Here is a 21,440-nt window from a genome sequence, read left to right as displayed (position 1 = left end):
GCTCCGTTCCCAAGCTAGGAATTCAAGAGGGAAGACAATGATTCGCGTAGCCATCTGTGACGACCACCAGATTGTACGGGCGGGTTTCAAGCAAATCTTTTCGTCGTCGGACGAGTTCAGCGTAGTCGCTGAAGGGAGCACCGGGCGCGAAGCGCTTGACATCGCACGCAAGGAAGTGTGCGACGTGCTGTTGCTTGACATCGCCATGCCGGACCAGAGCGGTATCGATACTCTGCGTACCATCCGCCAGGGCCAGCCGGACTTGCCGGTGCTGATCCTGTCCGGCTATCCGGCCCAGCAATACGCGCTCAACCTGTTCAAGATGGGCGCCAACGGGTACCTGAACAAGGAATGCGAGGCGGAAGAACTGATCAACGCCGTGCGCACCGTGCACCAGGGCCGCCGCTATGTCAGCTCGCAAGTGGGCGAACTGCTGGCGCAAAGCTTCGACCGCGACCCGAATACCGCCCTGCATACGGAGCTGTCGGACCGCGAATTCCAGGTATTCCTGCGCCTGGCGCGCGGTGCTACCGTGTCCGATATCGGCACGGCGCTTTCGCTGAGCATCAAGACCGTGAGTACGTATCGCACGCGCATTATGGAGAAGATGGGCCTGCAGTCAAATAGCGACTTGACGTACTACGCAATGAAGAACAATTTGCTGGATTGATACGTCTGGTTACACTTTTGCGGTGCTGCACAATTAGCTTTCCGTGCGGCAGCATCTTGCTGCGGGTCTATAATGGGGAAAATGTACTTCACCATCGAACCAGCGCCGCGGCACCGGCTGCCGCTCTATAAAACGCTACTGTGCGTCACCTGCGCGCTGATCCTTATCGTCAACGGTTTCAGCCTGTTTCATAACCTGCAGTCATTAAAGGGCGCCAATGAACAACTGGCGCTCAGTTCGCGCGTGGCCGAACGCCTGCAATACCTCAATGTACTGGTGCTCGACGCCGACAGCAGCGCGCGCGGCTATTTCATCTCCGGCAAGGAAACCTACCTGGGCCCGACGCGCTCGGTGGTCACGGAATCCGAACAACAGTTCCGCGAACTGGAGAAGCTGCTCGCCAATAACCCGATCCAGTTGAAGAACCTGCAGCAGCTGCAGGCCCTGGTGCGCAAGCGCATCGCCACCCTGACCCAGGCGATTGAAGTCTATAAACATGGCGGACTGGACGATATCGTCAATATTGCCAAGGTCAGCGATGAGCGCAGCGGCATGGATGAAATCCGCCTGCAGGTGGTGATTATGGTGCGCGAGCAGGGCGAAGCCATGTCGGCGCGCGCCGCCAGCTTCTACCAGGAATACCAGAAGGCCGTGGTGATGGGGGCCGGCATCAATGCCATCGCCATCGTGGTGCTGGTGATGTTCTACCAGCTGGTACGGCGCAGCTTCGTGCACCGGGCGGCGGTCGAGCATGCCTTGCAGCTTTCGAATGAAAGCCTGGAATCGATGGTGCAGCAGCGTACCGAGCAACTGTCCGTACTGTCGCGCCACCTGATCTCGATCAGCGAAGAAGAAAAGATGCGCCTGTCGCGCGAGCTGCACGATGAGATGGGGGCCAACCTGACCTCGATCAGCATGGACATCGCAGCGGTCGCGCACCAGCTGCAAAAGACCAATCCGGAGCTGGCGGCCCAGTTGCGCCGGGCGCGCGGTACCCTGGTCGACACGGTGGAGCTGAAGCGCCGCATCATTGAAGATTTGCGCCCAAGCCTGCTGGACAACCTTGGCCTGTGTGCGGCCATTGACAGCTATTGTGAAGACTTCACGCGCATGGCCAATATTCCATGCGAGACCGAAATCGGTCCCGATATCGATGCCGTAGCCAAGGCCGGCGACAGCAGCCTGTCGATTGCGCTGTTCCGTATCGTACAGGAATCGCTGACCAATATCCGCAAATATGCCAAGGCGAGCCATGTCAGCGTCTCGCTCAAGCTGCAGCGCGACGACATGCTGGTACTGCGCATTATTGACGACGGTATCGGGATTGCCGCCCCGACGCTGGCCAAGCCAATGTCGCACGGCTTGCTGGGGATGCGGGAGCGGGCTTTGCTGCTGGGTGGGGTATTGAATATCCGCCGTGGGCGGGGTGACCGGGGAACCTGCATCGAGGTTTATATTCCCCTGAAGGGCCGGGGCAAGCGCCCCGCGGGCGGCTTGCCCCCGGGGCTGCTGCAGCCTAGCAGCAAGCTACATCAGCGAGCAGGCGATCATATTCCACCTTCGCCACCTTATAGCACTCGCCCGCATAACGTTCCAGACCTTCACGATCAATCACAGTGATGTTGCCGCGGCGGTAGGTGATCATGCCGTCCTCCTGCAGCTTGCCGGCGGCAGCGGTGATCGATTCGCGGCGCACGCCCAGCATGATCGAAATCATTTCCTGGGTCACCTTCAATTCATTGCTGGCGGAGCGGTCCAGGCGGTCCAGCAGCCAACGGCACAATTTCTGCTCGATCGAGCTGTGGCGGCCGCCGACAGCGTTCTGGGCCATCTGGGCGAACAGCGCGGCGTTGTAGCGCATCAGCAGCTGGGGCAGGGCGCCACCCTGGTTGAAGGCGTCGCGCAGGGCTTGCGCCTTCAGGCGATAACCGTAACCGGCGCTTTGCACCACGGCGGTGCTCATGGCGCGCTCACCGGCAAACATCGACACGCCCACCACGCCCTCATGGCCGACCACGGCGATCTCGGTGGTCGCGCCATCTTCCATGACATACAGCAGGGACAGGATGGCGGTGGTCGGGAAGTAGACGTATTCCAGCTTGCTGCCGAACTCGAACAGTTCCTTGCCGAAAGGAAGCTGGACCAGTTCCAGGTGTTCAAACAGGGACTCCAGAGCTTCACGAGGGAGGGCTGCCAGCAGTTCATTTTGCTGGGCGCCGCTGTAGCTGACAACCGGCCGGGACGCAACTTTGAACTCCGACGAACCAATAGGCATTGCTTGCGACAGCGAGTTCTTGGCAGAGACGCTAAGTTGAGTGTTGTTCATTTTATCCTCACAGAACTAAAGTACACGGTATTGCAGTCGGCATTCTTAGGGATGCTGCTTGCCGATCGCGTTGGTAATACTTTAATTTTCTATGTGAGAGATGAACATAAGACCTGTTACCTCCGTCATGTAGGCTGGCAACATGGCAGCTTGTCAGGCTAGTCCTACAACATTGTAATTTTAGCCGGCGCACTGTTGAAAATTGGGGACGTACCCCATTTTTCAGCCGCCGGAAAAAATGGGGTACGTCCCCATTTTTTCCAATGGAGGGCGGCAGTTTCCGCATGGACACCGCTGGCGCTTTCCACGGCTTGCAGATCGTGTCGTCGATACGGTGCAAGGCGCCATTGATGCGGGCAATCTCGCTGCGCTGGCCGGCTTCGGCTGGGTAACTGGGATTCCTGCGGGGCGATAATGATGCAAGGCAATTGTTACCTCGTAATGAATCGAGGCATAATGCGCGGTAATCAACTTATTCAACTCTCCATGCACGTAATCCTGGTAGAAGACGACGCAGTGTTGGCCGATGGCGTGCTTCGGGTGTTGTCCGGCCATGGCATGAAAGTGGAGCTGCTGCAGAACGGCAGCGAAGCCGATGCCATGCTGCAGCGTCCGGGTCCGGTCGATGTGCTGGTGCTCGATATCGGCTTGCCGGGCCTGGACGGCTTCGAAGTGGTGCGCCGCCTGCGCGCGCGCGGCAGCCAGCTGCCGGTTTTGTTGCTGACGGCGCGCGATGCGGTGGAAGACCGCGTGCGCGGCCTGGAACTGGGCGCCGACGATTACCTGGTCAAACCGTTTGCCACGCCGGAACTGGTAGCGCGCCTGCGGGCGCTGGCAAGGCGCCACGCGCCCAAACCAAGTGTGCTGCAGATGGGGGCGCTGGTGCTGGACCTCGGCGCCAAGCGCGCCCGCGTGCGCGATAACGTGATCGATCTGTCGGTGCGCGAATGGGCGGTGCTGGAATACCTGCTGCAGCATAGCGCACGGGTGGTCAGCAAGCAGCAGATCATCGATGCCATCCTGCCGTGGGGCGAAGACGTCACGCCGAACGCGGTGGAGGTGTATATTTCGCGCATCCGGCAAAAGACAGCCGATGCCGGCATCAGCATCCGCACCATCCGCGGCTTCGGCTATATGCTGGAAGCGGCCAACGGATAGCGCTCTTGGATAGCGTCCGCCTGCGCCTGCTCAAGTGGCTGATCGGCCCGGTTCTCCTGCTGAACCTGGCCGGTGTGGCGCTGAGTTATGCGCTGGCCTGGATCCCGGCCCAGATTGCCTTCGACCAGGCGCTGGGCGATGCGGCAGCCATGCTGGCGGCGCGCATCAGCGAAAGCGAAGGGCGCCTGGTGCTCGACTTGCCGCCCGCTGCCGAACGCGCCCTGCGCGAGGACGAGTTTGACCGGGTATATTTTTCGGTGCGCGACAGTCAGGGCCGCCTGGTGGCGGGCGATGCCGTATTGCCGGTCCTGCCGGCGCGCGCCGGCGGCCCTGCGGTGGACGGGCTCGTGCAGAACAACCCCGTGCGTATGGTGGCGCTGCCGGTGATGACCGGCCAGCAGCAAGGCATCGTGGCGGTGGCCAAGACGCTGCGCAAGCGCGGCCAGGCGCGCACGGCCATCGTGCGCGCCATGCTGCCGCTGGCGGCCGTGTTCACCCTGGCCTCGGTCGGTCTGGTATGGTTTTCAGTGACCAATGGCCTGTCGCCATTGCACCGGGTCAGGGCCGGCATCCAGGCGCGCAGCGCGGAGGACGTGTCGCCGATCCCGGCGGCCGACGTGCCGCCGGAAATCATGCCGATGGTGCATTCCTTCAATGGTTTGCTGGAGCGCGTGCGTGAAGGCGGCCAAGCCCAGCAAGACTTCCTGGCCAATGTGGCGCACCAGTTGCGTACGCCACTGGCCGGCATGCGGACCCAGATCGAGCTGCTGGCGGCGCAGGAGCGCAGCCCTGCCGCCGCGTCGTCTCTGGCCATGATGCAGGCGGCGACCGAGCGCATGATCCGCCAGGTCAACCAGCTGCTGGCGCTGGCGCGCGCCGAACCGGGACCGCTGCGCAAGACGCGCATGGAGCGCCTGTCGCTTGATCAGTTGCTGGAAGAATCGATCCAGAATTTCGTCGAGCAGGCGCTGCGCAAGGATATCGACCTGGGCTTCGACTTGCAGCCGACCAAGGTGACGGGCGACCGCTTCCTGCTGCGCGACCTGGTCGACAACCTGGTCGACAATGCCATCCGCTACACCCCGCCCAAGGGCACGGTGACGGTGAGCTGCTTCCCGCATCTGGGCGGCGGCATGCTGACGGTGGAAGACTCCGGCCCCGGCATCCCCCAGGCCAAGCGCGCTGCCGTTTTCCAGCGCTTCCAGCGGCTCGATGAAAAGACCAACGGCAGCGGCATTGGCCTGGCCATCGTGCGCGATATCGCCACAAGCCATGGCGCCAGCGTTGCCATCGACACTCCTGCCAGCGGCCGGGGTGCCCTGTTTTCCGTCTATTTCCCTCTATAAATCTGCTGCTGTCAGGTATTTGTCAGGTTTTCCTCAGGGAAATGCAAGCTTGCTTGTCTAGACTTGCATTATCAAATACCAGCCCTGGAGCAAACACATGGACCAGCAAAAGGCCGTCGCACCCCGCCAGGCGGGCATGACGCTGATTGAAGTGATGGTGACAATTGCAATTGTTGCCATTCTTTCCGCAGTGGCGATTCCTGCCTACAGCGATTACGTGAAAAGTGGCCGCCTGCCGCAAGCGACCAATAACCTGGCTGCCATGCGGGCCAAGCTGGAACAGTACTTCCAGGATAACCGCACCTATATTGGCGCTTGCGCCGACGGCACCATCGCCGCGCTGCCGCCGGCCGATGACTTTACCTACACCTGCCCGACCCTGACGGCCACCACTTACACCGTCAAGGCCGAGGGTAAGGGGACGGTCGCCGGCTTCAGCTTCACGATCGACGAGTCGAACAACAAGAAGACTGTCGCACTGCCGAGCGGGTGGGGGACGGCATCGGAGGGCTCGCCGGTGACTTGCTGGGTGCGCAAGAAGGGGGGCGCATGCTAGCGCGCCGCCAACAGGGCGTCACCCTGATCGAGCTGATGATCGGCATTGCCATCCTGGCCGGCATGCTGGCCATGGGGATACCGGCGTTCAGCGGATGGATCCGCGACACGCAAGTGCGCACTGCGGCAGAATCGATCCTGAACGGCTTGCAGACGGCGCGTGCCGAAGCGGTGCGGCGTAACACGATCGTACGCTTCATGCTGACCGACAAGGACGGCCAGGTGAGCTGGACGGTCGGTTGCCCGACCGTGACCGCCACCTGTCCGGCGACCATCCAGACCCGTCCGGCGGAGGAATCCGGCACCCTGGCAAAAGTCACGGTCAGCGCCACGCCGCTGCCTGTGCCAGCGCCGGCCGGGTATTTCAGCGCGCAGATCTCGGACGTCGGCGAACTGCCGGCCGAGGTCAACTTCGATGCGATGGGCCGCGTGTACACCCCGCCAGCCGGCGCCTTGTTTACCCGGGCCGACGTGACCAGCACCGCCAGCGGCGAGGCCCGCCGCTATGTCGTGGTAATCGGCACCGGCGGCCAGATCCGCATGTGCGATCCGAAGATGGCCTTCGCCACCGATCCGCGCGGCTGCAGCTAAGGAGAACAATATGCAATCTCAACGTACATTGCGCCAGCAGGGCGGCATCGTGCTGGTGGAAGCCCTGGTGGCGATCGTGATCTTCGCCTTCGGCGTGCTGGCCATCGTCGGCCTGCAGTCGGCTTCGGTACGCCAGGTGAGCGATGCCAAATACCGCATCGATGCCGCCAACGTGGTCAGCCAGTCGCTCGGTGCGATGTGGGCCGACCGCGAGCGCATCCAGCAGCATGCGGTCAAGGACTCGCCTGTCAGCTCCCTGCCGAACGGCAAGCTCACCATCGTCGTGCCAGGCCCCTGGACCCCGGCCGCCGGCGTAACGGTCACGGTGACCGTCACCTGGCAAGTGCCGGGCGAAAGCAAGGTTCACTCACAGACCAGCGTGCAGTTCATCGCTGGCTAGAAGAAAAGGAATATTCCAATGCACGACAAGCAAAACGGTTTCGGCCTGGTCGAGATCATGGTGGGCCTGGGCGTCGGCATGCTGGCCATGGTGGTCGTGATGCAGGTGTTCAGCCAGATGGAAGGGCAGAAGCGTACCTCGACCGGCGGCGCCGATGCGCAGAGCACCGGTGCCATCGCCCTGTCCATGATCGAGCGCGATACCAAGATGGCCGGCTGGGGCATGGCCAACTCGATGTTCGCCAATTGCAGCAAGACCTATTCCTATTGCGATGGCGACTTGAGCTGCGGAGGGAAGGAAGGCGCGATCGATGGCTTTTCCCTGGCGTCGGCCGTCATCACCGACGGCGGCGACAAGCCCGACAGCATCCTGGTGCAGTATTTTGCCAACCCCATGGAAGGCTCGTTCCGCTACCCGTCCAATACGGAACTGCGCAGCAATATGCCGCAGCCGTCGTCTGAGCTGAACGTCGGCAACACGGCCGGCTGCCGCGAGGGTGACCTGATCCTGGTGCAGCAAGCCGGCAGGTGCACCCTGATGCAGGCCACCCAGATCCAGGACCAGGCGCTGAAAATCCAGCACAACCCTGGCGCCAGCGGCCACTTCAATCCACCGGCCAACTACCAGATGGCCAACAACTGGCCAGCCTATACCAAGCCGGCGCAACTGTCCTGCTTCTCGGCGCCGCCGGCCGGCGCGCTGTATCAGCGCGCTTATGCCGTCAATAACCTGCAGCAGTTGCTGCGCTCGGACAATTCAGCCACGCCTGCCATCGTCAATGAAGTCGTGGCGCCCGAGATCATCGATATGCAGCTGGAATACGGCATTGCGCTGGCGGGCCAGGCATCGGTCAGCTCCTGGCAGCCGGCGACAGGCGCCTGGGCCAACCCGGCGCCGGCTGACTTCCAGCGGGTCAAGGCGGTGCGCGTGGCCCTGGTGGCGCGCAGCGTGCAGTACGAGAAGCCGGCACCCAAGCAGGAATGCGCCACCACGACGGATGCCGCGGTGGCCAAATGGTCGAGCTGGGCAACGTTCAAGACCACCGCCTATCCGGCTGACTGGAAGTGCTACCGCTACAAAGTATTCGAGACCATTGTGCCATTGCGCAACGTCATTTGGGGATAAGACATGAATCACAGCAAACGAGCCGGCGCCGCCCGGCAGGCATGGGAGCAGGGCGTGATCCTGCCCGTCACCCTGATTGTGCTGGTGGCGATGACGCTGGCAGGCATTGCACTGCTGCGTTCGGTCGACACCTCGTCCGTTATTGCCGGCAACCTGGCCTTTAAGCAAAGCGCTACCGCCAGCGGCGATGCCGGCGTGGAAGCAGCGATCGCCTGGCTGATGCAGACCGCACCGACCGGAGCCCTGAACCAGGACATGCCGGGCAGTGGCTACTACGCCACGCGCCAGGATGCACTCGACCTGACTGGCAACAAGCGCACCCCGGAGCCGACCGCGGATGACGACCTCAACTGGACTGATGGCGATGCTGTAACCAAGCTCAAGGCTGATGCGGCCGGCAACGAAGTGGCGTATGTAATCCATCGCATGTGCGATAACGCCGGCCCGCTCGATGCCCGCACCTGCTCCACCCAGCAGGTTTTCAGGAAGGGCCAGGATGAAGGTTCACAGGGCGCGATGGAAGGCTACCGGCCGCCAAGCTTCGACAGTTCCGCAACGCGCGCTTTCTACCGTATTACGGCACGGGTGACCGGGCCGAGGAATACCACCAGCTACGTTCAGGCTGTGGTCTCAATCTAACGCAGGAGAATTCATATGGACTGGACCAATGTCCCACAGCCGGGCCTGCGTGCCTTGCTCGCGTCGCTCGGGCTGAGCCTGGCGATCGCCATGCAACCGGCGGCTGCCGCCCCGACCGAACTGGCCGATATCCCGCTGGCCAACGCGTCGACCGCCCCAATCTTGCCCAACATCATGTTGGACCTCGACAATTCCGGCAGTATGGCGTGGAGCTATATGCCCGATTATGTGCGCTACACATCGCTCGGCAACTTCGGCACCATGTGCCGCGGCCCCAACAGCAGCAACACCCTGGTTGTGTGCGAACCCGGCGACGCGCCCTTCTTTGCCAGCGCCTTTAACGGCCTGTACTACAACCCGGCAATCCGATATATGTGGCCGACCAAGGCGGACGGTACGCTGCTGCCCGACCATAAGGGCAAGACTTCCTATGTCGCGCCGTGGAACGCCGTTGCCAGCGATGGCTACGGGGTGCAGGCGATCGATGAGACCAGCGCCGAGCCGCCGAGCACCAACCCCTGCAAAGGAGTGGTGTCGGGAGGTAACTGCCCGCGCCTGTCGAAAACTGCCGTGGTGAACCTGGTGACAGGCTATCCGGAGCGCATGTGGTGCAGGGACTCCAACGATGTGCCGCCCAGCGCCGATTGCAAGCCGGAAGTGGAAAACGGCAGCTATTCATACCCGAACGGCACCTTCCGGCACCTGTATGCCGCGGACGGCGCCCCTTATTACTACAACGTGAGCGTTGAGTGGTGCAAGACCGCCGACAACGCGCCGAACCAGAATTTCGGCAAGGCGGGGACTTGCCAGGCCAAGAAAACCGGCACCTACAAATATGTGCGCTACTACAACTGGTCGCGCGTCGACATCAAGCCGACCACGGTGTTCCCGGCCAAAGCCCCGGGCCGCACCGATTGCGCCGGCACAAGCTGCACGTATGCAGAAGAAATGTCGAACTTCGCAACCTGGTTCGCCTGGTACCGTACCCGTACCCAGATGACCAAGAGCGCGATTGGGCAGGCATTCCAGGACGTGCGCGGCACGCCGGTTGCCAGCGACCCGGACGACTCGGCCTATTTGCATGCACGCGTCGGCCTGACCACGATTAACAACCCGATCGCGCTCAATATCGAGAACTTCGACAAAACCCAGAAGGAGTCGTTCTACACCAACTTGTATGGCTTCGATCCGCTCGGCGGCACCCCGCTGCGCAACTCGCTTGATTCGCTGGGCAAGATGTACAGGGGCACCAGCACGACCTACAAGGATCCGGTGCAATACTCCTGCCAGAAGAATTTCACCATCCTGGCAACGGACGGTTACTGGAACGATAACTACAGCGGCGTGGGCGATGCCGATGGCGCCACGGGCGTGACCTTGCCCTCGAGGGATGCCCTGAAAACGTCCAATACGCTGGCGGACGTGGCGTACTACTACTACCACACCGACCTGCGCACGTCCTGCTCTTCGGGCGATGTGTGCACCGATAACGTTGCGCCTTCGGGCGCGAACGCGGACGTGGACGACGTGGCCCAGCACCAGCACATGACCACCTTCACCATCGGCCTCGGGGTCGATGGCACGCTGACCTACGATCCAAACTACAAGACCAGCACTTCTGGTGACTACTTCAATATCAAGCAGGGCGTCACCAAATGGCCGGCTCCAAGCGGTAATGCGCCAGAGACGATTGACGACTTGTGGCACGCTGCCGTCAACGGCCGCGGCACCTACTTCAGCACCCGCGACCCGGCGGCGCTGGAGGGCGGCTTGCGCCGTGCGCTGCGCAGCATCGACAGCGTGACCGGCAATGGCGCGGCGGCGGCAACCAGCGCCCTGCAGCCTACCGCAGGTGATAATTTCATCTATGTGGCGACTTACCGCACGGTGAAGTGGGACGGCGACGTGGCCGGCTATTCCATCAACCTGTCGACCGGCGAAGTGTCGAAGACGCCTTTGTGGCAGGCCGAGCCGCTGCTGCGCAACAAGATCGCGACCACGGGCGATAGCGACACGCGCGTGATCTACACGGCCGACGGTACCAACCGCACCCTGTTCTCCACTGGCAAAGGCGGGCTGACGGCCACCCAGCTTGCACTGTTCGACACCAGCAAACTGAGCCAGGCTAGCGAATGGTCCAGCACACAGAAGAGCGCCGCCACTTCTACCTCGCTGGTGAACTATCTGCGCGGGCAAGACCGCAATGAAGACCAGGAACGCGACCTGAAATACGGTGCCTACGAGCGCCTGTACCGCGATCGTGAGAAAGCGCTGGGCGATATCGTCCATGCCCAGCCGATCTATGTGAAGGCGCCACCGTTCAACTTCGATGACGATGGCTATCTCGAGTTCAAATCCAGCAATGCGGACCGCCAGCCAACGCTGTACGCTTCGTCCAATGATGGCATGCTGCATGCCTTTGACGGCGAGACCGGCCAGGAGCGCTGGGCCTACGTGCCGCCGATGGTGTTGCCGAACATGTGGCGCCTGGCCGACGCCAACTATTCCAGCCAGCACCGCTACTACCTGGACGGTCCGCTGGCCATGAGCGATGCAAAGATCAACGGCAACTGGAGGACCGTGCTGATCGGCGCCATGGGCAAGGGCGGCCGCGGCTACTTTGCGCTGGACGTCACCGACCCGGCCGATCCGCGTCCGCTGTGGAATTACACGGCAGACAACAACCCGAAAATGGGTTACAGCTTCGGTACCGCCTTCATCACCAAGATGGCCGATGGCCGCTGGGTAGCCGTGCTGCCCTCGGGCTATAACAACGTGCCGGAGGGAACGAAGTATGCCGGCGGCGACGGCGGCGGCTATGTCTTCATCCTCGATCTGGCCAACGGCACCTTGCTGAAGACCATTGCGACCGGCGTTGGCTCCAGCGCAAGCCCAAGCGGCCTGGGACGCATCAACGTCAGGACGCCCGACTTCAACACCAATAACACCGCAGTCGGCGCCTACGGCGGCGACCTGACTGGTGTGATGTGGCGCTTCGACCTGGAGAAGGGCACGGCCAGCAAGCTGGTGAACTTCCCTGGCAAGCCGATCATGGTTGCGCCAGCCATCGGCCAGATCCAGGATAAGCTGGCAGTCTTCTTCGGCACCGGCCGTTACCTGGGCCAGAGCGACCTGGATGATGTTGACACCCAATCCATCTACGGTATCAAGGACGATGGCAGCACCACCGTGACCGACAATAGCCAGCTGGTGAAGCAAACAGTGACCACCAGCGGCACCACGCGCAATATCAGCAGCAACGCTGTCGAGTGGTCCAGCAAGATGGGCTGGTACCTGGACTTGCCGGATGCGGGCGAACGAATCACCTTGTCGCCGCAATTGTTCCTCGGTACGCTGATTTATGCGTCCACGGTACCGTCGGTGTCGGCATGCCAGCCTGGCGGTTATAGCTGGCTGTACCAGCTCGATTACAGGACCGGCGGCAACGTTCTGGTGAAGGAGCCGGGCGCGCTGAAATACACGTCCCCGATCGTCGGTAACAGCGTAGTCAAGCTGCCGAGCGGCACCCCGATGATCTATCCGGTGGGCGCATCGACCGGCATGGGCGTGCCGCAGGTAATGCGGGTCGGTGCGGACGATCCGAATTCCGCCAAGGTCCGCGTGCTGTGGCGCGAAATTTCGGACTGATGGGACAGTGATGGAAAGCCGTTCGCGGCCCTGGCTGGCGCTGCTGGTCTCGGGCCTGGTGCATGCGGGCCTGGCACTGCTCCTGGTTGGGCAGGCCAGCCGCACCGCCAGTGATGGCGGCCGCTCGGCTGCACCGGGGCCAGCGATGATGGTGCGCCTGGTCAGTGCGGCACAGCCGGCAGCACCGGACAGTGCGCCGCAGTCCATTGCCGCAGCGCCGGCCGCGCCCCAGGCGGCGCCGGCTGCCCAGCTGAAGCCAGCAGCCGGGGCGGGCGGGGACGCTGGCCCTGAAACGGCCGAACGGCACTATTTCGGTGCCAGCGCCATGACGCAGCAACCGGAAGCGGCCGAAGGCCTGGTGGCGGGCAAGCTGCTAGTGGTGCCGGGCATCACCCCGCAAACCGTGGACCTGCAGGTCTGGATCAGCGATGAAGGCGCGGTGGAACGCGTTGCGCTCGATTCGCCCATGTCCGAAGAAGAAGAGCAATTGCTGCGCGCTGCCTTTGCCGGCGTCAGGTTCCAGCCGGGACGGATCGGCCGCATCGCCGTACGCGGCCACCTGGCCATGCAAATCATGCTGGACGATGCCCTCCGGATGTGAGGGGAGTGGTGGTAAAATAGCGGGTTTTCCGTCTGCGCCAACCGCTGGCCGCCATCATGTCCGACGATATCCAAACTCAAACTTCCGGCAAGACTCCCGCGCTGATCGCGCGTGAAGTCGCGCGCCGCCGTACTTTCGGCATTATTTCCCACCCGGATGCGGGTAAAACCACGCTGACCGAGAAGCTGCTGCTGTTCTCGGGCGCGATCCAGATGGCCGGTACCGTCAAGGCCCGCAAGAGCGGCCGCCACGCCACCTCCGACTGGATGGAAATCGAGAAGCAGCGCGGCATTTCCGTGGCTTCCTCGGTGATGCAGTTCGAATTCCGCGACCACACCATCAACCTGCTCGATACTCCGGGCCACCAGGACTTCTCGGAAGACACCTACCGCGTGCTGACGGCGGTCGACTCGGGCCTGATGGTGATCGACGCGGCCAAGGGCGTGGAAGCGCAGACCATCAAGCTGCTCGACGTCTGCCGCATGCGCAATACGCCGATCGTGACCTTCATGAACAAGCTCGACCGCGAATGCCGCGATCCGCTGGAGCTGCTCGATGAAGTGGAGTCGGTGCTGAAGATCCAGTGCGCGCCGGTGACCTGGCCGATCGGCATGGGCAAGAACTTCCGCGGCGTGTACCACCTGATCAACGACGAGATCCTGCTGTTCCGCGCCGGCGAAGAGAATGCTGACCAGACCTTCGAAGTGGTGAAGGGTATCGACAACCCGCGTCTGCAGGAGATGTTCCCGCTCGAGATGGACCAGCTGCGCATGGAGGTGGAACTGGTGCACGGCGCCTCTCATCCATTCAGCCTGGAAGATTTCCTGGCAGGCAAGCAGACCCCGGTGTTCTTCGGTTCCGCGATCAACAACTTTGGCGTACGCGAGATCCTGTCCGCGCTGGTGGACTGGGCGCCTGCGCCCGGTTCGCGCGATGCGACGGTGCGTACCGTGCAGCCGACCGAGGAGAAGTTCTCCGGCTTCGTGTTCAAGATCCAGGCCAATATGGATCCTGCACACCGTGACCGCATCGCCTTCCTGCGCGTTTGCTCCGGCCGTTTCGAGCGCGGCATGAAGGTCAAGCACCTGCGCCTGAACCGCGAGGTGAAGGTGTCTTCCGTGGTGACGTTCATGGCGTCTTCGCGCGAGCAGGTGGAAGAAGCATACGCGGGCGATATTATCGGCCTGCCGAACCACGGCAATATGCAGATCGGCGATTCCTTCTCGGAAGGCGAGATGCTGCAGTTCACCGGCATTCCATACTTTGCGCCGGACTTCTTCCGCCAGGTGCGTATCCGTAACCCGCTGAAGATCAAGCAGCTGCAGAAGGGCTTGCAGCAGCTGGGCGAGGAGGGCGCTGTGCAGGTGTTCAAGCCGGTGCAGGGCGGTGAAGTGGTGTTGGGCGCGGTGGGCGTGCTGCAGTTCGAAGTCGTGGCGTCGCGCCTGATGAATGAGTACGGCGTAGATGCGGTGTTCGAGAGCACGTCGATCAGTACCGCGCGCTGGGTATCGAGCGATGACAAGAAGGCGCTGGCGGACTTTGAGGCCGCTTTGGGCCATAACGTGGCTTACGATGCGGCGGGCAACCTGGCTTACCTGGCTACTTCGGGCGTCAACCTGCGCCTGACGCAGGAGCGTTGGCCGAAGCTGACTTTCCACGCGACGCGCGAGCACGCGACCAAGCTGGATTAAAACCGGTAACCCGGTGTCTGACCCGCAGGGTCGGACACCCCGCTGAAGGTGTCAGACCCAGAAGGTCTGACACCGGTTTACCGGTTCTAGGCAGCCCACAAGCGCCGTTCCCGCAGCAATGCCTCCAGCTGGTCCGCCGGCACCGGCCGCGCAAAATAATATCCCTGCATCACATCGCACCCCGCGTCCGACAGGAACGCCACCTGTTCCTCCGTCTCCACGCCTTCCGCCACGACCGACATATTGAGCGAATGCGCCATCGCAATAATCGCCTTCGCGATTGCCGCGCCATCGCCCGGCACGGCATTGACGAAGCTGCGGTCGATCTTGAGCTGGTCGATCGGGAAGCGCTTCAGATAGGCCATTGAAGAATAGCCAGTCCCGAAATCATCGATCGACAAATGAATGCCTGCCGCCTGTATCTTGTGCAGCAAGGCGATATTGGCATTCACATTCTCCATCAGCACCCCTTCGGTGATCTCCAGTTCCAGCAAGCGGGGCGGCAGGCCGGTCTCCATCAGCAAAGCCTGCACCTCATACATCAGCTGCACATCCTTGGTCTGGCAAGCCGACACATTTACCGCCACGTGCTCGATACCCTCCATCAGGCCCGCATTGCGCCAGGCCGCCGCTTGCCGGATCGCCATTTGCAGTACCCAACGCCCAAGCGGCACAATCACGCCGCTTTCCTCCGCCACCGGGATGAACTCCGCCGGGCTGACCATACCGCCCAAAGCTTCGCAATGCCAGCGCACCAGCACCTCCATGCCGCACATGCGCCCCGTGCGCACGTCGATCTGTGGCTGGTAATGCAGGGACAGCTCATTGTTCTGCAATGCCTTGCGCAGGTTCGCCTCCAGCGCCAGGCGCTTGCTGGCCCGGTGCGCCATCTCGGCATGGAAGACTTCATAGGCATTCTTGCCCTTGTTCTTGGCATGGTACATCGCGATATCGGCGCAGCGCACAACGGCCGCCGCATCGGGCGCATCCTTCGGATAGACGCTGACGCCGATGCTTGCGCTGACGAAGAGCTGGTGGGTCTCGACCATGAACGGATCGGCCAGCGCGCGCAGGATCTTGCGCGCCACCTGGTCCGGCTCAATTTCATCCTCGGCCGGTTCAACGATCACGACGAATTCATCGCCACCGATGCGGCAGATAACGTCCGTGCTGCGCAGTGTTTGCCCCAGGCGCTCGGCCACCTGGCGCAGCAGCATGTCGCCGATGTCGTGGCCCAGCGTATCGTTGACGATCTTGAAGTTGTCGAGATCCAATAGCAGCAGGCTGACGCTGGTTTCCTGGCGGTCCGCACGTTTCAGTGCATGGGCCAGCCTGTCGTTGAAAGCATTACGGTTTGGCAGGCAGGTCACCGGATCGATATGCGCCAGCACGTGCAGGTTCTGCTCCGCCTGTGCCACCGCTGCGCGCATGCGGCGCACCAGCAACCAGGCCAGGGCAAAGGAACCCAGTGTCGCAAATGCGGTAAAGCTAGCAAAGGCCAGCGAGCGGCGGTAAAGCGGTAGCAGGGTGGCACGGATCGACACGCTGCCGATTAGCTTGTGGTCGACCGTGATCGGCTCCTGCACCTCGATATAATCCATGCCGTACTCGTGCAGGGATTGGCCGCTCTCGCTGACCGGCAACTCCGGCACCGGCGCGTTGTTGCGGCGGAATTGCGCCAGCGGCGTACTGCCAAGAATGATATTCGCGCTCTGCACACTGGGCGACGCCGACAGGCCGTTGAGGATCTCCTCCGCAGCGCGAGCATCGCTGAAAAGCAGGGCGGCGGTACTGTTGTTGCCGACGATGCGGGCCTGGACCTGCAGGTCGCGCAGCAGGGTGTTGCGCAGGGCCATGAACTGGAACAGCACCATCAGCATGCCGGCCAGGCACAGGGCGGCGCCCGCCGCCAGCATGGTGGAACGCACTACCTTGCTGCCGATCGGCAGCAGCGCGATTTTGGCGCGCGACTTCATTGCACACTCCTTGCCAGCCGCAGCAACTTGGAACTGAGCGTCAGGCGCGCCTGGCGCACCGGCACCAGGTCAACGTCAAAGCCCACGCGGCGATTATCGATACCAAAAGAAATCATGGCGCCATTGGCGCCAATGATCCTGTCATCCGCGACCGTCAGCACGCTGCTGGTCGCCAGGTCATTTTTGAGCAGGGCCCACCGCTCACGGTCCTGCGCGTCCAGCACCAGCAGGTGGCAGGCCGCTAGCTGTGCGCCGCCCGGCGCCGCCGGCAGCGTGCGCACCAGAACGCGATGTCCGTTGACCTGCTTTTCCTGTAATCCGGTCAGTGCCGCCAGTAGAGCGTTGCCCTGGAAAACGCACAGTCGCAGCGGCGCGCTGGCTGGCAGGGTGTCAGCCGGCCATTCGGTAAAAAGCGCGAAATTGTACAGGATGGCCGCCTTCAGCTCCGCCTCGTCCGCGCCAGGCGGGAGTTGGGCGCGTGCCTGCCCAGCCACTACCAGCAGCAGGAGCAGGAGGGCGAAAAGGCGGCGCATCATCAGTAAGCCGCTTTCAGTTTGAAGTACACGCGGCGTCCATCCTGTTCCATCGAGCGCTGGAGGAATCCAAGCGACACGGGATCGGCATAGCGGCGGTTGAACAGGTTTTGTACGCCGAGCGATGCGTCGATGTGGCGCGTCAGGCCCACCGAGAAGATGTTCAGGTTGGCCAGCACGAAGCCACTGGCTTCACCACCGCCAATCAGACTGCGCGCGCTGACATACTGGCCTTCGATGCCCGCGTGCCAAACGCCGGAGAGCTGCCTGGTCGCATTCAGTTTTGCCAGCCAGCGCGGTGAATTGACTTCGCCGGCAGCGCTGGCAACCCGTTGCCGGGCCAAGCTGGCACGCAATTTGGCACCGTTGCCCCAGGAGCGCTCATACTCCATCTCAAGTCCGCGTGCGCGGTTGCGGCCGATATTGCGGAAGATCGGCAGTCCCAGTTCCTCGTCATCGACTTCGGTGATCAGGCCTGAAGCCTCGTTCGCATAGCCGGTCAGCGTGAAACGCGCGTTCGGGCCGAGCTGGCGCACCAGCGACAGCTCGTGGCTGCGAATCCTCTCGCGGCCAAGGTTCGGATTGGCCAACTGGCCGCCTTGTCCATCAATACCGTAAAACAGCTCATAGCTGTTCGGAGCGCGGAAGGCGCTGCCGTAAATGGCTTTCAGCGTCGTCTCCCGCGCCACCTCGGCAATCAGCGCCAGGCGCGGGCTGAATACCCCGCCAGTGCTGGATTCCCGATCGTAACGCAGGCCGGCGTTCAGCAGCACGCCTTCGGCCAGCGTGATCTCGTCCTGTGCGTAGATGCCCAGGCGCTTGCCATAAGCTACGTCGTCGAGGTAGACCACGCGCGGGTCGATATCGTAGTTCTGCAGCGTCAGTTTGCTGTTGTACTGGTATTCGGCTCCAATGACCACCTTTTGCTTCGCCGTCAGCTGCAAGAACAGGTTGACGTCGGCTCCCCACCAGCGGGCACGGGTCTGGTCCAGGTTGATCGAGCCGAACGGCTCCTGGTTCACGAAGAGCCCCCGGTAATGATAGTCGCCGTGGTATACGCGCCCCGTCAGTTCGCCGTGCAGCGGCAATAACTGGCTGCGGTAGCCCAGTTCTGCCAGGCGCAGGCGATCCAGCGTCTGGCCGCCAGGAACGTTGAACGGCTGCCCGTACGAAGCGGTCGCCATGCCCTTGGTGCGCGCGCCATGCAACAGCGCCATCGACAACGCGCCGATCTGGCCGCGTGCGAACAGGCGGGTAGTGCGCTCCCAGTCCAGGCCCTGTGCAGTGTCCTCGAACTCGGGGAAATAGAGGTCGCGGCCATCACTTAGGCCACGGCTTGCCGAAAGCAGCAATTCGGCGTCGCCATCGCGCCAGCCATAGCTTGCGCTGCCACCGCGGGTGCCGGCCTGGCCCGCTTCCAGTGTGCCGCGCGTTCCTTCCAGTTCCGATGCGCGGCGTGTGATCACATTGATCACGCCGAAAAAGGCATTGGCGCCATAAATCGACGATCCCGGGCCCGGCACAAATTCGATGCGATCCACCAGGTCGAGGTCGAGCGGGAATTCGCCCCCGAGCTGCGCCTGGTCGAACACTGGGTCATTGATGCGCGTACCATCAATCTGCAGCAGGAAACGCGTATTCAGGTCGCCCGAACGCAGGAAGCCGCGCGCGCCAAGATAGCTGTAGCTGCGGTCATTGCTGGTGTACAGGCCGCGAATGCTGCGCAAGGCGTCGGCCAGCGTGCGCCAACCGTAGGCGCGGATGTCGGCCGAGGTAAGGACGGTTACATTCGAAGGAGCTTGTGTCGCCTGTTGCTTGAAACGCGAGGCGCTATAGACCTCCATCGACATCAATTGCTCAAGCGGCAAAGTAGTCAAGTCGGCATCTTGCGCGCAAGCGTTCGCCGCCGCGAGCAGCAAGACTGCCAGCGGCCCGCAGCGGAGGCCTTGCAGTGCTGTGATTCTCATCCCGATGGTTTGTTTTTATCGTGTGTTCACATGGTGGCATTGCCCTGCGGGAATGTACAGCCCTGCGGGCTGGGCCAGCACTTTTAAACAACAACCATTAGCTGTTGAGCAAGGTGCGCCAAGCGCCTGGCGCCTGGCCGGCCACCTGCTTGAATGCACGCCGGAAAACAGCTTCATCGCTGAAACCGGTTTCAACTGCAACGCGCCGCAAACTCACGTTCGGTTTTGCCAACATGCGTTTGGCCTGCTCGATGCGGCATTGCAGAATGTACTGCACCGGCGTGACACCGAGCGCCGCGCTGAAGCGCCGCGCCAGGTTGCGCTGGCTCATGGCGATGTGGCGCGCCACGTCGTCGGGCGTGATGCCGGCGCAGCTATGCTGTTCAATATAGCGTTGCGCTGCCTGGATGCGGACATCGCCATGCTCCTGGTGCCCGCCGGCGACGCCCACGTCAGCCAGCTGGCGCGCCGAATTTGCATAGCGGGCGAATTTCAAAGCAGCCTTCTCGCCGTGGAAGCGCTTCACCAAATGGGCGCAGGCATCGATGGTGGGCGTAATGCCGGCCGCCGTGATCAAGCTGCCGTCGACGACGAGGGGCGAGTGCAGCGACAGGCGCACCGAAGGACGTGTAGCCGCGATCGCGCGCCGGTCGGCCAGGTTGCAGGTTGCATCGCGTCCGTCGAGAAGTCCGGTTTCCACCAGAATACGCACACCGGTGGCTGACGCCAGGATGCAACCGCCAGCCTCGTAATGCCTGACGATCCAGCGCAACAGGGCAGGGTGTGCAGGCGCGTCGCCATAAAAAGACGGCAGCACCAATACGTCGGCCGGGCGCGCGTTGCGCAAACTACGTTCCGGCAGCAGCGCAGGCCCCGTAAAGGAACGCACGGGCTGCAACGTCGGCCCAACCAGCGCAACGTCGAACATCGCCGCAGCCTGCAAGTCAGGTTCGCGGGCATTCAAAGTGCCTGCCACAGCAAGCAATTCGCGGATCAGCATCACGCCCCCCGCCCAGCAATTGTGGTCGATATAGATGCTCGTAGGTGTGGCTGAAAAGGTATGCTGCATGGCGAATAATGTATCACAGTGCGCGACACGCGGCGCTAGGATGGCCACATGAATATCCTCTCCTACATCGACAAGCAGGAACTCCGGGCTTTCACCACGGCAGATAATTGGCGCGCCACTGGGGTCGTCATCGCCAACGTCTTGATGGTGGCAGCCGGCTTTGCGTTGCCCGCAATGTGGCATCACCCGGTTGCCTGGGTACTGGCCAGCGTGCTGCTCGCCGGCCGAGCGCTTGGATTCGCGATATTGACGCACGATGCCGCGCACCAGAACTTCTTCACCTCGCGCAGCGTGAATCAGTGGATGGGGAAATGGGTCTTTGGGGCCTTGCCAAATGTGCCCTATGCGGCCTACCGGCGCGGCCACCTGGAGCACCACCGTGCGGCTGGCACTGGCGCCGACCCCGATCTCGTTTTCGTCGCAGGCTATCCCGCAACACGGGCCAGCCTTTTGCGCAAACTCCTACGCGACATCGCGGGAGTGAACGGCGTGAAGGGGATCATCTACCAGTTCCAGCCTACCGATCGTGGAGACTTGTATCCCGTGTTTGTCATGCACGGAATGATCTTCGCCACCTTGTGGGTGCTGGGTGTACCCGAGGTTTATGCCTGCTGGTGGCTGGGACAGTTGTTCGTGTTTCCTCTGCTTCTGCGCTTGCGCGTGATGGGGGAGCACGGTGGTGTCCCCGACTACATGGACCGCGACCCGCGCCGCAACACGGCGACGACACTTGCCGGCCCGCTCGCGCGCCTGCTGGTTGCACCCAACTTCGTCAATTATCACGTCGAGCACCACATGGCCGCGACTGTGCCAGGCTACAAACTGCCTGCGCTGCATAGGCTGCTGCGTGAGCGGGGCTACTTTGAAGGCAGCGAATGCCTCGCGCCATCGTATTGGGCCGTGATACGCCGTTGCATGGCCACAAATGGAAACGCCGCGGTGCGCCGCACTAGCGGCGCCCCTGGCGCCTTGGACAATATGCGGTGAAGATCAGCCGGTTAGATGGTTCTCGATCATGGGGTAGTCAGCGCCTACTGATTGAGCGGCAGACGGATCGATTGCAAGATGCCACAAATAAGTTTTGGACTCTAGACTCAGACATTTGCCCTACACTTGAATTCTGATCTGGCGCAACGACAAGCGCA

General features: G+C 62.3%; 18 protein-coding genes. 13 read left to right on the top strand and 5 right to left on the bottom strand.

The window, feature by feature from the left end; translation table 11 throughout:
* Positions 1 to 37: 37 nt before the first annotated feature.
* Positions 38 to 670 carry a response regulator gene (locus ACWBU6_RS18045; protein ID WP_028101218.1) on the top strand — a complete coding sequence of 211 codons (633 nt, stop codon included), beginning with the start codon at positions 38 to 40 and terminating at the stop codon, positions 668 to 670.
* 81 nt (positions 671 to 751) lie between these two features.
* Positions 752 to 2,290, top strand: coding sequence for a CHASE3 domain-containing protein (locus tag ACWBU6_RS18040; RefSeq protein ID WP_452644786.1), 1,539 nt, complete (start codon positions 752 to 754; stop codon positions 2,288 to 2,290).
* Here the strand turns inward: ACWBU6_RS18040 and ACWBU6_RS18035 are convergent.
* Positions 2,187 to 2,996 carry a Crp/Fnr family transcriptional regulator gene (locus ACWBU6_RS18035; RefSeq protein WP_452644785.1) on the bottom strand — a complete coding sequence of 270 codons (810 nt, stop codon included), beginning with the start codon at positions 2,994 to 2,996 and terminating at the stop codon, positions 2,187 to 2,189. The genes ACWBU6_RS18040 and ACWBU6_RS18035 overlap by 104 nt on opposite strands.
* Positions 2,997 to 3,482: 486 nt before the next feature.
* Here ACWBU6_RS18035 and ACWBU6_RS18030 point away from each other — a divergent pair, with 486 nt between their 5' ends.
* The 10 genes from ACWBU6_RS18030 (at position 3,483) to ACWBU6_RS17985 (ending at position 14,750) form a co-directional block, all read left to right on the top strand.
* Positions 3,483 to 4,154 (top strand): response regulator transcription factor, encoded by a 672-nt coding sequence (locus ACWBU6_RS18030; protein WP_452644784.1) that lies wholly within the window; start codon positions 3,483 to 3,485, stop codon positions 4,152 to 4,154.
* Between the two features lie 5 nt (positions 4,155 to 4,159).
* Positions 4,160 to 5,500 carry a sensor histidine kinase gene (locus ACWBU6_RS18025; protein WP_452644783.1) on the top strand — a complete coding sequence of 447 codons (1,341 nt, stop codon included), beginning with the start codon at positions 4,160 to 4,162 and terminating at the stop codon, positions 5,498 to 5,500.
* A 97-nt stretch (positions 5,501 to 5,597) separates the two neighbouring features.
* Entirely contained in the window at positions 5,598 to 6,056 is a 459-nt protein-coding gene (locus tag ACWBU6_RS18020) for a type IV pilin protein (RefSeq protein ID WP_452644782.1), read from the top strand.
* Positions 6,050 to 6,646: a GspH/FimT family pseudopilin gene (locus ACWBU6_RS18015; RefSeq protein ID WP_452644781.1), complete on the top strand. Its 597-nt coding sequence runs from the start codon at positions 6,050 to 6,052 to the stop codon at positions 6,644 to 6,646. Before ACWBU6_RS18020 ends, ACWBU6_RS18015 begins: the two co-directional genes overlap by 7 nt.
* Positions 6,647 to 6,656: 10 nt before the next feature.
* Positions 6,657 to 7,046 carry a type IV pilus modification PilV family protein gene (locus tag ACWBU6_RS18010; RefSeq protein ID WP_452644780.1) on the top strand — a complete coding sequence of 130 codons (390 nt, stop codon included), beginning with the start codon at positions 6,657 to 6,659 and terminating at the stop codon, positions 7,044 to 7,046.
* An 18-nt stretch (positions 7,047 to 7,064) separates the two neighbouring features.
* On the top strand, positions 7,065 to 8,171 hold the full coding sequence (locus ACWBU6_RS18005) for a PilW family protein (RefSeq protein ID WP_452644779.1): 1,107 nt from the start codon (positions 7,065 to 7,067) through the stop codon (positions 8,169 to 8,171).
* Between the two features lie 3 nt (positions 8,172 to 8,174).
* On the top strand, positions 8,175 to 8,810 hold the full coding sequence (locus ACWBU6_RS18000; RefSeq protein ID WP_452644778.1) for a pilus assembly PilX family protein: 636 nt from the start codon (positions 8,175 to 8,177) through the stop codon (positions 8,808 to 8,810).
* Between the two features lie 15 nt (positions 8,811 to 8,825).
* The gene (locus ACWBU6_RS17995) at positions 8,826 to 12,458 is read left to right on the top strand and encodes a pilus assembly protein (RefSeq protein ID WP_452644777.1); all 3,633 of its coding nucleotides are present in this window, start codon (positions 8,826 to 8,828) and stop codon (positions 12,456 to 12,458) included.
* Positions 12,459 to 12,468: 10 nt separating this feature from the next.
* On the top strand, positions 12,469 to 13,059 hold the full coding sequence (locus ACWBU6_RS17990) for a hypothetical protein (RefSeq protein WP_452644776.1): 591 nt from the start codon (positions 12,469 to 12,471) through the stop codon (positions 13,057 to 13,059).
* Positions 13,060 to 13,115: 56 nt separating this feature from the next.
* Entirely contained in the window at positions 13,116 to 14,750 is a 1,635-nt protein-coding gene (locus ACWBU6_RS17985; RefSeq protein ID WP_452644775.1) for a peptide chain release factor 3, read from the top strand.
* An 86-nt stretch (positions 14,751 to 14,836) separates the two neighbouring features.
* On the opposite strand, the gene ACWBU6_RS17980 is transcribed toward ACWBU6_RS17985, so the two are convergent.
* From ACWBU6_RS17980 to ACWBU6_RS17965, 4 genes are all read right to left on the bottom strand, one after another.
* Positions 14,837 to 16,726 carry a putative bifunctional diguanylate cyclase/phosphodiesterase gene (locus ACWBU6_RS17980; protein ID WP_452644774.1) on the bottom strand — a complete coding sequence of 630 codons (1,890 nt, stop codon included), beginning with the start codon at positions 16,724 to 16,726 and terminating at the stop codon, positions 14,837 to 14,839.
* Positions 16,723 to 17,262, bottom strand: a complete 540-nt coding sequence (locus ACWBU6_RS17975; RefSeq protein WP_452644773.1) for a YfiR family protein — start codon at positions 17,260 to 17,262, stop codon at positions 16,723 to 16,725. The genes ACWBU6_RS17980 and ACWBU6_RS17975 overlap by 4 nt, the downstream gene beginning before the upstream one ends.
* A complete protein-coding gene (locus ACWBU6_RS17970; RefSeq protein ID WP_452644772.1) occupies positions 17,262 to 19,226 on the bottom strand; it encodes a TonB-dependent receptor plug domain-containing protein in 1,965 nt (654 codons plus the stop codon). Before ACWBU6_RS17970 ends, ACWBU6_RS17975 begins: the two co-directional genes overlap by 1 nt.
* A 97-nt stretch (positions 19,227 to 19,323) precedes the next feature.
* On the bottom strand, positions 19,324 to 20,226 hold the full coding sequence (locus ACWBU6_RS17965; RefSeq protein ID WP_452644771.1) for a GlxA family transcriptional regulator: 903 nt from the start codon (positions 20,224 to 20,226) through the stop codon (positions 19,324 to 19,326).
* A gap of 117 nt (positions 20,227 to 20,343) precedes the next feature.
* On the opposite strand from ACWBU6_RS17965, the gene ACWBU6_RS17960 reads away from it, so the two are divergent.
* Complete coding sequence (locus ACWBU6_RS17960; RefSeq protein WP_452644770.1) at positions 20,344 to 21,282, top strand: fatty acid desaturase family protein; 939 nt, start codon at positions 20,344 to 20,346, stop codon at positions 21,280 to 21,282.
* Positions 21,283 to 21,440: the final 158 nt, after the last annotated feature.

The organism is Pseudoduganella sp. HUAS MS19 (assembly GCF_053615455.1).
Note: the sequence above shows the minus strand (reverse complement) of the source record. Positions and strands in the feature narration are given on the sequence as shown.

Excerpts from the sequence above, each read along its gene's own strand:
- ACWBU6_RS18045 (WP_028101218.1), top strand. The coding sequence starts at position 38 with ATGATTCGCGTAGCCATCTGTGACGACCACCAGATTGTACGGGCGGGT.
- ACWBU6_RS18040 (WP_452644786.1), top strand. The coding sequence starts at position 752 with ATGTACTTCACCATCGAACCAGCGCCGCGGCACCGGCTGCCGCTCTAT.
- ACWBU6_RS18035 (WP_452644785.1), bottom strand. The coding sequence starts at position 2,996 with ATGAACAACACTCAACTTAGCGTCTCTGCCAAGAACTCGCTGTCGCAA.
- ACWBU6_RS18030 (WP_452644784.1), top strand. The coding sequence starts at position 3,483 with ATGCACGTAATCCTGGTAGAAGACGACGCAGTGTTGGCCGATGGCGTG.
- ACWBU6_RS18020 (WP_452644782.1), top strand. The coding sequence starts at position 5,598 with ATGGACCAGCAAAAGGCCGTCGCACCCCGCCAGGCGGGCATGACGCTG.
- ACWBU6_RS18015 (WP_452644781.1), top strand. The coding sequence starts at position 6,050 with ATGCTAGCGCGCCGCCAACAGGGCGTCACCCTGATCGAGCTGATGATC.
- ACWBU6_RS18010 (WP_452644780.1), top strand. The coding sequence starts at position 6,657 with ATGCAATCTCAACGTACATTGCGCCAGCAGGGCGGCATCGTGCTGGTG.
- ACWBU6_RS18005 (WP_452644779.1), top strand. The coding sequence starts at position 7,065 with ATGCACGACAAGCAAAACGGTTTCGGCCTGGTCGAGATCATGGTGGGC.
- ACWBU6_RS18000 (WP_452644778.1), top strand. The coding sequence starts at position 8,175 with ATGAATCACAGCAAACGAGCCGGCGCCGCCCGGCAGGCATGGGAGCAG.
- ACWBU6_RS17995 (WP_452644777.1), top strand. The coding sequence starts at position 8,826 with ATGGACTGGACCAATGTCCCACAGCCGGGCCTGCGTGCCTTGCTCGCG.
- ACWBU6_RS17990 (WP_452644776.1), top strand. The coding sequence starts at position 12,469 with ATGGAAAGCCGTTCGCGGCCCTGGCTGGCGCTGCTGGTCTCGGGCCTG.
- ACWBU6_RS17985 (WP_452644775.1), top strand. The coding sequence starts at position 13,116 with ATGTCCGACGATATCCAAACTCAAACTTCCGGCAAGACTCCCGCGCTG.
- ACWBU6_RS17980 (WP_452644774.1), bottom strand. The coding sequence starts at position 16,726 with ATGAAGTCGCGCGCCAAAATCGCGCTGCTGCCGATCGGCAGCAAGGTA.
- ACWBU6_RS17975 (WP_452644773.1), bottom strand. The coding sequence starts at position 17,262 with ATGATGCGCCGCCTTTTCGCCCTCCTGCTCCTGCTGCTGGTAGTGGCT.
- ACWBU6_RS17970 (WP_452644772.1), bottom strand. The coding sequence starts at position 19,226 with ATGAGAATCACAGCACTGCAAGGCCTCCGCTGCGGGCCGCTGGCAGTC.
- ACWBU6_RS17965 (WP_452644771.1), bottom strand. The coding sequence starts at position 20,226 with ATGCTGATCCGCGAATTGCTTGCTGTGGCAGGCACTTTGAATGCCCGC.
- ACWBU6_RS17960 (WP_452644770.1), top strand. The coding sequence starts at position 20,344 with ATGAATATCCTCTCCTACATCGACAAGCAGGAACTCCGGGCTTTCACC.